Source organism: Buchnera aphidicola (Sarucallis kahawaluokalani) (assembly GCF_005080725.1).
GTDB lineage: Bacteria > Pseudomonadota > Gammaproteobacteria > Enterobacterales > Enterobacteriaceae > Buchnera_L > Buchnera_L aphidicola_AF.
On the sequence record NZ_CP032999.1, the window covers coordinates 165,827 to 180,286 of the forward strand.

Annotated in this window: 13 protein-coding genes and 1 pseudogene; 5 read left to right on the forward strand and 9 right to left on the reverse strand. The window is 24.9% G+C overall.

The window, feature by feature from the left end; translation table 11 throughout:
• Nucleotides 1-9: 9 nt before the first annotated feature.
• The 9 genes and pseudogenes from D9V78_RS00740 to map all read right to left on the reverse strand — a co-directional run bounded on the left by D9V78_RS00740 (nucleotide 10) and on the right by map (nucleotide 8,682).
• The gene (locus D9V78_RS00740; RefSeq protein ID WP_158350463.1) at nucleotides 10-702 is read right to left on the reverse strand and encodes a 5'-methylthioadenosine/adenosylhomocysteine nucleosidase; all 693 of its coding nucleotides are present in this window, start codon (nucleotides 700-702) and stop codon (nucleotides 10-12) included.
• A gap of 24 nt (nucleotides 703-726) precedes the next feature.
• On the reverse strand, nucleotides 727-1,062 hold the full coding sequence (gene erpA / locus D9V78_RS00745; protein ID WP_158350465.1) for an iron-sulfur cluster insertion protein ErpA: 336 nt from the start codon (nucleotides 1,060-1,062) through the stop codon (nucleotides 727-729).
• 235 nt (nucleotides 1,063-1,297) lie between these two features.
• Nucleotides 1,298-2,251 (reverse strand): annotated as a pseudogene (ftsZ, locus tag D9V78_RS00750) (cell division protein FtsZ); the annotation flags it as partial.
• A gap of 30 nt (nucleotides 2,252-2,281) precedes the next feature.
• A complete protein-coding gene (gene ftsA, locus D9V78_RS00755) occupies nucleotides 2,282-3,544 on the reverse strand; it encodes a cell division protein FtsA (RefSeq protein WP_261978903.1) in 1,263 nt (420 codons plus the stop codon).
• A gap of 178 nt (nucleotides 3,545-3,722) precedes the next feature.
• A complete protein-coding gene (gene rsmH, locus D9V78_RS00760; RefSeq protein WP_158350471.1) occupies nucleotides 3,723-4,655 on the reverse strand; it encodes a 16S rRNA (cytosine(1402)-N(4))-methyltransferase RsmH in 933 nt (310 codons plus the stop codon).
• Nucleotides 4,656-4,684: 29 nt separating this feature from the next.
• Complete coding sequence (ilvN, locus tag D9V78_RS00765) at nucleotides 4,685-5,173, reverse strand: acetolactate synthase small subunit (protein WP_158350473.1); 489 nt, start codon at nucleotides 5,171-5,173, stop codon at nucleotides 4,685-4,687.
• Nucleotides 5,174-5,183: 10 nt separating this feature from the next.
• On the reverse strand, nucleotides 5,184-6,896 hold the full coding sequence (locus D9V78_RS00770; protein WP_158350475.1) for an acetolactate synthase 3 large subunit: 1,713 nt from the start codon (nucleotides 6,894-6,896) through the stop codon (nucleotides 5,184-5,186).
• A 120-nt stretch (nucleotides 6,897-7,016) separates the two neighbouring features.
• Entirely contained in the window at nucleotides 7,017-7,841 is an 825-nt protein-coding gene (dapD, locus tag D9V78_RS00775; protein WP_158350477.1) for a 2,3,4,5-tetrahydropyridine-2,6-dicarboxylate N-succinyltransferase, read from the reverse strand.
• A gap of 58 nt (nucleotides 7,842-7,899) precedes the next feature.
• Nucleotides 7,900-8,682 carry a type I methionyl aminopeptidase gene (gene map, locus D9V78_RS00780; protein WP_158350479.1) on the reverse strand — a complete coding sequence of 261 codons (783 nt, stop codon included), beginning with the start codon at nucleotides 8,680-8,682 and terminating at the stop codon, nucleotides 7,900-7,902.
• Nucleotides 8,683-8,947: 265 nt separating this feature from the next.
• Between map and rpsB the strand changes: the two genes are divergently transcribed.
• The 5 genes from rpsB to bamA all read left to right on the forward strand — a co-directional run bounded on the left by rpsB (nucleotide 8,948) and on the right by bamA (nucleotide 14,459).
• Nucleotides 8,948-9,628 (forward strand): 30S ribosomal protein S2, encoded by a 681-nt coding sequence (gene rpsB, locus D9V78_RS00785; protein WP_410051742.1) that lies wholly within the window; start codon nucleotides 8,948-8,950, stop codon nucleotides 9,626-9,628.
• 131 nt (nucleotides 9,629-9,759) lie between these two features.
• On the forward strand, nucleotides 9,760-10,557 hold the full coding sequence (tsf, locus tag D9V78_RS00790; protein WP_187306115.1) for a translation elongation factor Ts: 798 nt from the start codon (nucleotides 9,760-9,762) through the stop codon (nucleotides 10,555-10,557).
• A gap of 64 nt (nucleotides 10,558-10,621) precedes the next feature.
• The gene (pyrH, locus tag D9V78_RS00795; protein ID WP_158350486.1) at nucleotides 10,622-11,356 is read left to right on the forward strand and encodes a UMP kinase; all 735 of its coding nucleotides are present in this window, start codon (nucleotides 10,622-10,624) and stop codon (nucleotides 11,354-11,356) included.
• Nucleotides 11,357-11,417: 61 nt separating this feature from the next.
• Complete coding sequence (locus tag D9V78_RS00800) at nucleotides 11,418-11,984, forward strand: ribosome-recycling factor (protein ID WP_158350488.1); 567 nt, start codon at nucleotides 11,418-11,420, stop codon at nucleotides 11,982-11,984.
• Nucleotides 11,985-12,062: 78 nt separating this feature from the next.
• The gene (gene bamA / locus D9V78_RS00805) at nucleotides 12,063-14,459 is read left to right on the forward strand and encodes an outer membrane protein assembly factor BamA (RefSeq protein ID WP_187306116.1); all 2,397 of its coding nucleotides are present in this window, start codon (nucleotides 12,063-12,065) and stop codon (nucleotides 14,457-14,459) included.
• The last annotated feature ends 1 nt before the right edge of the window (nucleotide 14,460 follow it).

The window sequence follows — 14,460 nt, forward strand, 5'->3', positions numbered from 1 at the left end:
TTTTTTATTTTACATCATGATAGTTTGTATATATTTTTTAATAATATGAGATGATTTATAAAATATTTTTTTAATGTTTTTTTGAAATATAGTAGTTGTATTTTTTGTAATATAGTCAGAAATAATTTTTATAATAATGACTGGTTTATTATATTGAAAACATACTTGACTAATTGAAGCAGATTCCATGTCTACTGATATTGCATTAGGAAAATTTTTTAATATTATTTCTACATCTTTTTTTGTTTGGATAAATATATCTCCACTAACAACCTGACCCTCCCAAAATTTTATTTTATTTTCATATAGTATATTTTTAAATTTTTTTCTTAATAAATTATTTGTTTGAAAAGTTTGAGGAAAATTCGGTATTTGTCCGATAGAATAATGAAAATTAGTTAAATTTACATCATGATAAGATGTTTTTTTTATAAGTATAATATCATGAATGTTAATATATGGTTTTAATGATCCTCCGGATCCTATATTTATAACAATATCTACTTTATATAGAGTAATTAGGATAGTACAAGCAATACTACTAGATACTTTTCCTATACCAGATTTTATAAGAATAATTTTTTTTGAATGTGATATATATATATCGATTCCATAAATATCATATTTTATTTTTTGAAATTTATTGAAATCATAATAAGTTTGTATTTCCTTTTGCATTGCATAAATAATACCAATTTTCATATAATTATTTTATCATATTTTAGATTATATACTAAATGATGAACCGCAACTACATGTTGTTTTTGCGTGTGGATTAGAGACCGTAAATTTTGATCCTAGTAGTGTTTGTTGGTAATCAATAACACTACCATCAATATATTGAAAACTGATTGCATCTATAACAATAGTAATTTTTTTTTTAATAATAATATCATTTTTATGAATTATATTATCTATTTTAAATTGGTACTGAAAACCATTACATCCTCCACCAGTAATATAGATACGAAATTTTAAATTAATATTTTTATTAATTAATTTTTTTATTTTTTCTTTTGCAGGGGTTGTAAATTGTAATTTTAATTTAGATAGATTAAGCATATTTTTTTATAAGTTGTATGTTTAATGTTTATTTTTTTCTTAAAAATGCTGGAATATCTAAGTAATTAGATTGTAATTGATGGTTTTTTTTTGTTTCAATGTTATGTTTATGGTGTTTTTTTTGATGTGTTTTTTTTATTCCTGCATTTAAGTGTTGATAATGATAGTTTGTTGATTTTTTTTCTATATTTTTATTGTTTTGGTGATTTTGTGTATGATGTTTTTTAATATGGTGTTCCGATCCAATACCTGTAGCAACTACTGTAACACGTAATGAATCGTTCATATTTGGATCTAAGGATGTTCCTATAACAACTGTAGCATTATCAGAAGAAAATGATCGTACAGTATTTCCTACAGTTTCAAATTCATCTAATCGCAAATCTATTCCTGCGGTAATATTCACTAATACTCCCTGTGCGCCTGATAGATCAATATCTTCTAATAATGGACTTGAAATAGCAATTTCTGCTGCTTCTTCGGCTCTATTATCTCCTGACGATAGACCTGTACCCATCATTGCATAACCCATTTCGGACATGACTGTTCTTACATCAGCAAAATCGACATTCATTAATCCAGGTTTAGTAATTAATTCTGCGATGCCTTGTACTGCACCTCTAAGTACATTATTTGCTGCACTAAACGCATCTAAAAGAGAAATACCTCTATTTAATACTTTTAATAATTTGTCATTAGGTATAATAATTAATGAATCTACATATTTTGAAAGTTCTAAAATACCTTGATCGGCAAAAATCATTCTTTTTTTTCCTTCAAATATAAATGGTTTAGTAATTACAGCTACTGTTAATATACCCATATCTTTTGCGATTGCAGCAACTACTGGCGCTGCTCCAGTACCAGTTCCTCCTCCCATGCCAGCTGCTATAAATACCATATCTGCTCCTTCTAGTGCAGCATTAATTGCCTCTCGATCTTCTTCAGCAGCGTGTTTTCCGATTTCTGGGTTGGCTCCTGCTCCTAATCCTTTTGTAATATTACTGCCGATTTGAATTGTTTGTCCTACTTCAATTTTTTTTAATGCTTGTGCATCAGTGTTAATTGCAAAAAATTCTACTCCTTCTATTTTTTCTTTTACCATATGTTCAACAGCATTTCCTCCTCCTCCTCCAATTCCGAGTACTTTAATTATTGCATCGTTACTTAATTCAATTTTGTTTAACATAATATTATTCCTCTTGATAATTTTTTTAGATTATTGTATTTTTATTATTTTTTTAACCCAATTTTGAAAATAATCAAACCATTTTTTTAAATTTTTTGGTTTATTTATATCATTGATTGTATGATTATTTACTTGTATACCATATTTTAGTAGTCCAATTACTGTAGAATAATCCGGATTTAAAATTTGATCATTGTATGTTTGAATATTTATTGGTTTTCCTATGCGAACTTGTGTATTAAATATTTTTTCTGCTAAATATTTTAATGATGTTGTTTTCGATCCTCCACCTGTAATAACAATTCCTGAACCTAAGAAATATGGTTTGCCGGAGTGATATAATTTTGTTTGTATTTTTAGAATGATATCATTAATCATATTTAATAATTCTGTATATCGAGCTTCAATTACGTCCACTAAAATATTTTGTTGCATTTTTTTTGTACTAATACCATACAAGTTAGAGATTTCAATTAATTCTGAAGCTGTTAGTTCTGATAATACTATTGATCCATATTTTTTTTTAATTATTTCAGCATTATGAAATGATGTATTGAAGATATATGCTATATCGTTAGTTACAGTATTTCCTGCATAAGGTAGTACACAACTATACTGAATATACCCATTAATATATATTACAATATTAATATTACCACTGCCAATATCAATCATACAAACACCAGATTGTTTTTCTTCTAATGTAAGTACTGCTTGACTAGATGCTAATCCTGAAAATATTATTTTGTTGACTTGTATGTTACAGGATTCAACAGCCTTGATTAAATTCTGTTTTAAAGTATTTTTATATGTTATTAAATGCACAGCTGCTTGCATTCTAAATCCAGATAATCCAATTGGGTTTTTGATACCAAAATCTTGATCAATAGAATATTCTTGTGGTATAACATGTAATATATTATAGTCATGGTTAAGTTTAACGGATTGAGCTGTATATATCGCATATTCAATATCATGTTGAGTAACTTCATTATTATAAATTGGTACTATACCAATTTCATTTTTACATTTTATATATTGATTTGATAAAGCTAAGTAAACTGATGAAATATGACATTCAGCAATTACTTCAGCTTGATATATTGCTTTTTTTATACAAGAAATTAAAGAATTTAAGTTATTTATATTACCTTTATCTATTCCTTTAGAAAGGCATTGACCTATCCCGATAATATTAATTACTTTATTCATTAAAATCTCTCCAACTAAAATAACTATTTTAGTTGTTCCTACTTCTAATCCTGCAATGATTTTATTTTTTTTATTTATCATCATACATTTTACCTATTGCTAAAATTCAAAAAATCTTGTAAATTTTATTTTGATAATATTTCGTATATTTTTTTATATTAAAAAAAATTTTCATTTTATTACTTTAACGTAATTTTTTTGTTGTAATAAAAATCTTAAATATATATATATTTTTATTGTTTTACAATTTTTAATTTTACTATATACGTTCGGCAGTTCTTAAAATTGCACTTCTTGATTTTATATTTTTTTTAATTTCTTTAATACTTGGAAAAATTCTATTAATTATTTTTAGCTTGATATTACTATTTTTTTTTATTATATTTTCTTCCACAGGTATATTTATTGGAATATTTTTTTTTTTGCTATATTCTTGGAAGAAATGTTTTACAATACGGTCTTCTAAAGAATGAAAACTAATAATTGCAATACGACCGTGATCATTTAAACAATAAAATATTTGTTCTAAAAAATGATGTAACTCCCTTAATTCTTGATTAATAAAAATACGTATTGCTTGAAAACTTTTAGTGGCTGGATTTTTATGGTTTTTATTTCTAGGTATAATATTATTAATAATATTTGCTAGTGTATGTGTTGTAGTAATTGGTTGATTTTTTCTATATTTTATAATATGATTTGCAATTTTTTTTGCAAATTTTTCTTCACCGAAGTATTTTAAAACATAATAAATTTTTTTTTTTGTAGTAGAATTAATCCATGTAGCTGCGGATATTCCATGATTAGGATCCATACGCATATCTAAAGGTCCATTAGCGTTAAAAGAAAATCCCCTATTAGGTGACATAATCTGCATAGAAGAAACTCCTAAATCTAATAGGATTCCATCAAATTTTTTATACAAGTTATACTTTTTAAGTAACATATCTATATTAGAGAAACTTCCATGTATAATAGAAAATCTAGGATCATGAATTGTTTTACCTATTTCAACTGCTTGTGGATCTTTATCCATTGCATATAATTTTCCTTTTTTTCCAAGGTGTTTTAATATTTTTAAAGAATGTCCCCCAGCACCAAAAGTACCGTCGAAATATATCCCATTATTTTTGATATTCAAAGATTGTATTGTTTCATGTAATAAAACTGTTTTGTGTATTTTTTTTTTCATAAGATTTTTCGTATTACAAATATTTAAATTTAAAAAACTTCCGATTCTCTTGTAATTCCGATAATACCTGATCGTGATATTTCAATTATTTTGGATATTTTATTAATTATATTTAAAAAAATATTTATTTTTTTACTAGAACCTGTAATTTCTATGGTATATATATTTGGAATAATATCAATAATTCGACCATTAAAAGTATCTATGATAATTTTTGTTTGTTCTAATGCATACCCTGAGTTTTTGATCTTAATAAGAGCAATTTCACGTTCTATATAATTTTTTTGATTAATAGGTGTTACTTTTAATACATTAATTAATTTATGTAATTGTTTTTCAATTTGTTCGATTGTTTTTGTATCACCATTCGTTTGTATTGTAACACTAGAGATAGAAGCATCTTCTGTAGGTGAGACAGTAATGCTTTCTATATTGTATCCTCGTTGTGAAAATAATCCAACTACTCTTGATAATGAACCTGGCTCATTTTCTAATAATATTAACAAAATATGTTTCATAAGATTTTCCTTATTTTCTTAGCCACATTTCATTCATTCCCCCGCCTTTAATTTGCATAGGATAAACATTTTCAGAATTATCAATGTGAATATCTAAAAATACTAAATGGCCATGAATTATTTTTTTTAAAGCAATTTTGATTTTCTTTTCTAATTCGTTATTATGATTAATTTCAATTCCTATATGTCCGTATGCTTCTGCTAATTTAATAAAATTTGGTAGTGATTCCATATATGAATGAGAATGTCTACCAGAATAAATAATATCCTGCCATTGTTTTACCATTCCTAGTGCGCTGTTATTTAGATTAAGTATTAATATTGGTAACTTGTATTGCATAGCTGTAGATAATTCTTGTATGTTCATTTGTATACTACCATCTCCAGTAATACAAATTACAATGTCTTCAGGAAAAGCTAATTTAACGCCTAAAGCTGCTGGCAATCCAAATCCCATTGTACCTAAACCTCCTGAATTGATCCATCTTCTAGGTTTATTAAATGGATAGTATAATGCTGTAAACATTTGGTGTTGTCCAACATCCGAAGTAATATATGCTTCTCCTTTTGTTAAATTCCATAATGTTTCTATTACGAATTGTGGTTTTATTTTTTTACTTTTTTTATTATATTTTAAGCTATGAATTTTTCTCCATTGGTTAATACAATGCCACCATTTTTTTAAATGATTTTTATTGATGTATTTTTTATTTTCATTTAATAAGTTTAACATTTTTTTTAAAATCTTTTTTGCATCACCTACAATGGGTACATCAGCTCGTACAGTTTTTGAGATTGATGTAGGATCGATATCTATATGTAAAATTTTTGCATTGGGGCAATATTTATTTAAATTATTTGTTGTTCGATCATCAAAACGTACTCCTATAGCAAAAATTACATCAGCATTATGCATTGCCATATTTGCTTCATAAGTTCCATGCATACCTAACATATTTAAATTTTGTATATGTTTTCCTGGAAATGCTCCAAGCGCCATGAGCGATGTTGTGACTGGAATATTTAAAATTTCTGCTATTTTTGTTATTTCAGAAGAGCTATTAGAAGAAATAATTCCGCCTCCAATGTATATAATTGGTTTACTAGATTTTAATAAAATGTTTATTATTTTTTTTATTTGTCCTTGATGACCTTTGATAATCGGGTTATATGACCGAATATAAATATGATCAGGCCAAGAATATATTTTTTTATTTTGTTGACTTAAAATATCTTTTGGTAGATCGATTACTATAGGACCTGGTCTTCCTGTAGTAGCTAACCAAAATGATTTTCGAAAAATTATTGGAATATCTTCAGTTTTTTTTACTAAAAAACTATGTTTTACAATTGGTCTGGAAATTCCAAGCATATCACATTCTTGAAATGCGTCGTATCCTATTAATGAAGAATCCACTTGACCTGAAATAATTACCATAGGAATAGAATCCATATAAGCTGTAGCAATTCCTGTAATAGCATTTGTTGCACCTGGTCCAGATGTTACTAAAACCACTCCTGTTTTTCCTGTAGATCTGGCGTATCCATCTGCCATGTGTGTAGCACCTTGTTCGTGTCGTACTAGTATATGTTTTATTCTATTATCATTATTTAGAGCATCGTAGATATCTAATACTGCTCCTCCTGGATATCCGAAGATATACTGTATTCCTTGGTCAATTAATGAACGGATGACCATTTCTGATCCTGACAATAATTCCATTATTTTTCCTTATATCTTTGAATGAGTTTTATTCTGTATTTATAATACATTTATGTCTTTAAGAATATATTATATTTCAGATCCATAATAATTTTTAGGATCTGAATTTATTATGTAAATTTATGTTATATTACGTAATAATTGGTTAATTTCTATTTTTTTTAAAGTTTGAGTATTGACTTTTTTTACAATAACTGCGCAATATAAATTATATTTTTTATTTTCAGAAGGTAAAGTTCCTGAAACAACAACAGATCCAGCAGGTATCCTACCGTAAGTGATTTCTCCTGTTTGTCGATTGTAAATTTTTGTACTTTGTCCGATATATACCCCCATCGAAATTACCGATCCTTGTTCTACAATGACTCCTTCAACAATTTCAGATCTTGCACCAATAAAACAATTGTCTTCAATAATAGTAGGATTATTTTGTATAGGTTCTAATACTCCTCCAATACCTACACCTCCAGAAAGATGTACATTTTTACCAATATATGCGCATGATCCAACAGTACTCCATGTGTCTATCATAGTTCCTTCATTAATGTATGCACCAATATTAATATAAGATGGCATTAATATAGTATTTTGCGCAATGAAAGCTCCTTTTCTGACTGTTGCCGGTGGTACAATACGAATATTGTTTTTTTTTAGTTCTTCTTCTGAAGTATGTTGGTATTTTAGATCAATTTTATCGTAAAAAGTATGTTTAGAATTAGAAAAAAAAATGTTTTTTTTTATACAGAAATACAACAAAATTGCTTTTTTTAACCATTGATGTGTAATCCATTGATTTGATATTTTTTCTGAGATTTTTAATATTCCACAATCAATTAGTTTGATTGTTTTTTCGATTGCGTTATAAGTGTGTGAATTAATATTACTATGATTAATTTTATCTCTATTTTCAAATGTTTGGTCAATAATTTTTTTTAATTCTTTCATAAATTTTTATTTTTCCCAATCGAATGATTTTATTTAATTATTTAAACTATGTTTTATTTTAATTAGAATATATTCTTTTTATTTTTTCATTTTTTCTTTTTGTTAATATTTCGCATCCATTTTTTGTAACAAGAATGGTATGTTCGTATTGTGCAGATAAATTATGATCTTTAGTACAAATTGTCCAATTATCATTCATACAAAACACTTCATTTGTTCCAGCATTAATAATTGGTTCAATCGTAAATATCATACCTTGTTTTAATATTATCGTATTATAATGATCATAATGTAGTATATAAGGTATTTCGTGGAAATTTAATCCTATTCCGTGTCCACAATACTCTTTTACAATGGAAAAAGGTGTTTTTTGAATATATTTTTGTATAGTTCGTCCAATAATATTAATTGGGAGACCTGGTTTAATGATCGGAAAAGTAATATATAGGCTATTTTTTGCCGCTTTACATAATTCATATGCTATTTTTTTCGTTTTCCCTACAATAAACATTTTAGATGTATCGGCATAGTATTTGTTTTTTATTACTGTTACATCAATATTAACAATATCTCCATTATTTAATTTTTTTTTTTTACTAGGTATACCATGACAGGATATCTCATTCACAGATATACAAGTGGAACTTGGAAAACCATGATAGCCTAAACATCCTGATATTGCTTGTTTTTGTATAATATAATTTTGACAAATATTATCTAATTCTGCAGTTGTAATACCTGAGATAATGTATGGTTTAATTTTTCTTAATACTTGACTTGCTAAGTGTCCAGATATTCGCATTTTTTCAATTATTTTATTTTTTTTTAGATAAATATGCATATTTTTTTATTTATTAGATTTTTTTTAAGATAATACATCAATTTAAGTGGTTTTTTAAATTGATACAAAATATTTGATTGCGAATATTGTTTATTATTTTATGATGAATGATATATTTTTTAAATATACCAAATGATGACTTATTATCAGTATATTATTGATAATAATATGTTATTTATATAGAATATATATTATTCTATCTTTATGATCAATATAATATATTTATTATTTTTTATTATTTATTTTCGAGGTAATAATTTTGAAAATGCTTACTGTGCATGACATGATAAAAGCTGGAGTACATTTTGGTCATCAAACCCGTTATTGGAATCCTAAAATGAAACCTTTTATTTTTGGTTCTCGTAATAAAATACATATTATAAATTTAGAAAAGACAATTTCTATGTTTCATCTTGCATTAGTAGAATTACGTAAAATTCATTTACGTAAAGGTAAGATACTTTTTATTGGAACAAAAAAACCTGCTAGTGAAATGATAAGAAAAATAGCAATTTCTTGTAATCAGTTTTATGTAAATAAAAGGTGGTTAGGTGGAATGCTAACAAATTGGAAAACTGTTCGCCAATCTATTCAACGATTAAAAAATTTAGAAAATCAGTCGCAAGATGGTACATTATCTAAATTAACTAAAAAAGAAGGTTTAATGAGGATGCGTGAGTTGTTGAAATTGGAAAATAGTTTGGGAGGTATAAAGAATATGGGTGGTTTACCTGATGTAATTTTTATTATTGATGCATACCATGAACGTATTGCGGTTAAAGAAGCAAATAATTTAGGTATTCCAGTTTTTTCAATTGTTGATACTAACTCTGATCCTGATGGAATAGATTTTGTTATTCCTGGTAATGATGATGCAATGCGTGCTATAAATTTATATTTAACTATTGTTTTAAAATTTATATCTATAAAAAATTATCAAGGATAATATAATTATTAGTTATGATAATTGATATGTATTGATAATAATCTTATTATGTATTTTTTGTATGATATAATGTTATTCAACATTTTTTATTATGTTTTATATATATATTTATGTTGTTAGGGAAGAAAATTATGCGTATTACTTCTGATCTCGTAAAAAAATTACGATTAAAGTCAGGTATTGGTATTATGGAATGTAAGAAAGCATTAATTACTGCGAAAGGTGACATGCAAAAAGCGATTATAATTTTAAAAAAAAACGGACAAATTAAATCAGAAAATAGATCTAAAAATGTTGCATTGCGTGGAATAATATTTACTTATTTAAAAAAAAATAGATATGCATATATTCTAGAATTAAATTGTGAAACTGATTTTGTTGCACAACATTCTGATTTTATTAAATTTGCTACAGAAGTACTTTCTACTGCATATATAGAAAATATTACAGATATATCAGTTTTAAAAAATAATTTCGAATCTAAGAGAAACTTTTTAATATCTCGATTTGGTGAAAATATATTAATTCGTAGATTTTCTGTATTAATTGGAAATACGGTTACAGCATATGTTCATAGAAATAAAATTGGAGTATTACTTTATTATCATGGAAATAATCAAGATATTATAAAAAAAGTTGCCATGCATATTGCAGCTGTTAATCCAGGTTATTTATCAAAAAAAGATATTCCTAAATCTATTCTTGAAGAAGAAAAAAAAATACAATTAGAGATTGCTATTCGTACTGGAAAGCCGGTATCGATAGCTAAAAAAATAGTTACAGGAAGAATAGAGAAATTTATTAACAATATTTGTTTATTAGGTCAAGATTGTGTATTTGATGTTGGTAAAAAAATTCAAGATGTATTGTATGAAAATAATTTACAAGTGATACAGTTTATTCGTTTTGAGTTAGGTGAAATCATTTAAATACATTGCTGTAGATATATTTATTATTATTAAATTAAATATAACAAATGAAAACTTTATTCAAATGAAATTTATATATAAACGCGTTTTACTAAAAATTAGTGGTGAAGTTATTCAGGATTTTAATACTTCAAGATTTGAAAATTCTATGATTTATGAAATAATTAATGACATTAAGTATTTATTAAAACATGGTATACAAATCAGTATTGTAATAGGTGGTGGTAACTTATTTAGAGGTGCTAATTTATCGAAAATGGGAATTAATAGAATTACAGCAGATTATATCGGCATGTTATCAACAGTTATTAATGGTTTATTTTTGCAAGAATTATTTCATCAATTAAATGTACCTGTTTATGTAATGTCTACAATTATTGTGAGTAGTATATGCAATAAATATAATTTAATGTATGCTTTGGAATTATTATCTAAATCTGTAGTTGTAATTTTCTGTGGTGGAATAGGGCAACCTTTCTTTACAACAGATTCTGTTGCTTGTATTAAAGCTATTGAAACTAATTCAGAAATCGTTTTAAAAGGTACAAAAGTAAATGGTGTATATTCTAAAGACCCGTATTACCATAAAAATGTTTTTTTGTATCATCAGATAAATTATCAAGATGTATTGAAATATGAGTTTAAAGTTATGGATTTAACAGCATTTATACTAGCACGAGATTATAAAATTCCAATTTGTATATTTAATATTCGTCGTCGTCGAGCTTTAAAACGTATTTTACTTGGAGAACGTGAAGGAACTATTATTTGCGATGATATTAAAAATATATCGATATAATATTATGTTATAATTTTAATACTAAATTATATTTTATAGATTATTTTATTTGGGTAAAAATATGGATTATGATATACTAAAAGATATTGAGATGCGTATGAAAAAATGTTTGTTAATATTTAAAAAAAATATTAGTAATGTTTGTATTGATCGTGTATCTCCTAAACTACTAGATAAAGTTTATATTGAATATTATGGAAAAAAAACATCATTACGAGAAATATCAAATATTACAATTGAGAGTGCTAATATATTAAAAATTAATGTTTTTGATAAAAATATTCTTCGAGTCATTGAAAAAGAAATTTTTAATTCAAAAATTGAAGCTACTACTGTAGTACAAGATGGTTTTATTAAATTAATATTTCCTTCTTTAACAGAAGAAAGAAGAAAAAAGATTTATAAATCTATACAGGTTGATGCAGAATGTAATCGTATTATGATGCGAAACATTCGAAGAGATGCAAATGATATATTAAAAAAACATGTAAAGAAAAAAATATTTACACTTGACGATGAACGTATGATACAAACTGAAATACAATTTTTAACGAATAAGTATATTAATATAGTTAATGATTTATGCTTAAAAAAACAATCTGATATTATGAGAGTGGGAAAGCATTAAATTTTTATGTATTATAATTTTTTATATAACACTATTACACGTCTTTAATAGTTCTACTCATTTAAATATATGTATATTATGAAAAATATTATTGTTAGATTAATTTTATTATTTTCTTTATGTTGTTATAGTGCATGTAGTACTGCACAAACTAGTATTAATACTAAAAAAATAAAATTTTTAGGATTACATAATATTTCCCGAAAAGAATTATTAAATGATATCAAAGTTAGTGAAGATCATACCATGAACATAGATGATATTAAGCATAATATTATAAAATTGTCATCTACTGGTTATTTTGATAAAATTTCAGTGTCTCAGTCAAAACATCATATTTTTTTTAAATTACACGAAAAACCAATTATTAAAAAAATTATTTGTTCTGGTAATTTTCATATTCACCAACATACTATTTTGCGACAATGTAAATTAACTGGATTAAAAGTTAGTCATATATTTCATAAAAAATTAATAGAAATTTTACAACAAAATTTACAAAAAATATATAGTCAATATGGATTTTATGGCACAAAGATTAATATTGATAAGCAATTAGTCAAGAATAATTATTGTATTATACATATTAATATCACTGAAGGACCTAGAAAAGTATTAAATGGTATTAATATTATAGGTAATAAATCATATCCTACAAATAAAATTCTTTCATTTTTTTCTTCATACCCTAATTTTATTCAACGAAATTTATTTCATAATAAAAAATATCATAAAACAGTTTTTGTATCTGATTTATTAAAATTAAAACATTTTTATTTGCAAAATGGGTATATAAATTTTCATATTGAGAGTATAAAGTTTATTTCTATAAATAATAAAAATAATTTTCTAGTTAATATTCATATATTTGAAGGAGATCAATATATTTTATCATCTGTTATATTACATGGGAATTTAGGACAATATAATCATATGTTTCAAAAAGAATTATCAACTGTACAATTATTTCATCAATATAATGTATATGATATTCTTAATGTTAAACATAGAATACAGAATATATTTTTAAAGATTGGGTGTTTACAGGGTAAAGTCTTTATAAATACTATTCTTAATAAGGAAAATAAACAGCTTACTTTAAATTTTTATATTAATCTTGGTCCAAGATTCATGATTAATAATATTGAGATACAGGGTGATGAATTTAAAAATGATCAATTATTACATCATATTTCAGATCAATTACATCCTGGATCTTACTTAGATTTAAAGCTAATTCAACAAGGTAAATTAACTTTATTGAAAACCGGGTATTTTAGATATGTTTCTGTACATATGAAAATTGCACCTGGTACATTAGACAAGATTAATATAATATATAAAGTCAAAACAGAAAAAGTAGATGATTTTGATGTGCACATGGGATATGAGATTGACGAAGGTATAACATGTGATGTACAATATAATCATAACAATTGGATTTCTCGTAGTATTGATACTAATATGGATGTTTTTTTTAGTGCATTGAAAAATAATGCTAGCTTTGCATTAAAATTTCCAAATAAAATCGATGATATTCTTTTTAGTCATCGTATTTTTTATCATGCTGTACACAACCACGATTTTCGAGATAAAAATACACTTAATGAAGTATATGGAATTGAAGAAAATTTTAAATTTTTAAAATTAAAGAATAATGTTATTACAATAGGTGTAAATTATGATCGTATTGATTCTATTCATGATAATACATATATTTTCCCTGTTGAAAAATTTTTATTTTTCAAAGAATATAAAAAAATATTTTTACAGGATCAATTTACTTCAAATGTTACCATTACATATTCTTGGTTATATGATACTTTTCCTAAAATAAATTTTCCAAATTTTGGAAATAAGTTTTTTTTTGAAGGAAAGATCTTTCTTAATAACGATCACAAGAAATTTTATCAAGAATCGTTTTGTATTGAACAGTATATTCCAATATTAGAGAAGTATAAATTTATTTTACATACTTATATTAATACTGGTGTTGTATATTCATTAGAAGACACTGATCATCCATATTATGAAAGTTTCAATATAGAAAATAATAATATCAGAGGATTTTCAAATCAAGATATTTCTTTGCAATCAGATCATATAAGTAATAATAATTCTAAAAGTTTAGTTGATAGGAAAAGAATTATTGGTGAAAATTTTTTACTTGGAAAATTTGACTTAATAATACCAAATTTTTTTATTTTAAATAATTATTATGATAAATTTTTTAGAACATCTTTATTTTTTGATTGCTATGGTATTAATAATACGAATTGGAAAAATCTCTTATATGATATTTTATATAAAATGAAAAATTATAATACTGTTAGTAATGTACATGCGTCAACAGGAATGACGATTATTTGGGATACACCTGTTGGTCTGATAGATTTTTCATATGTACATCCAGTACTTTATAATATTGGAGATATTTTAAAAAAATTACAATGTCATTTTAATCATGATGAATAGT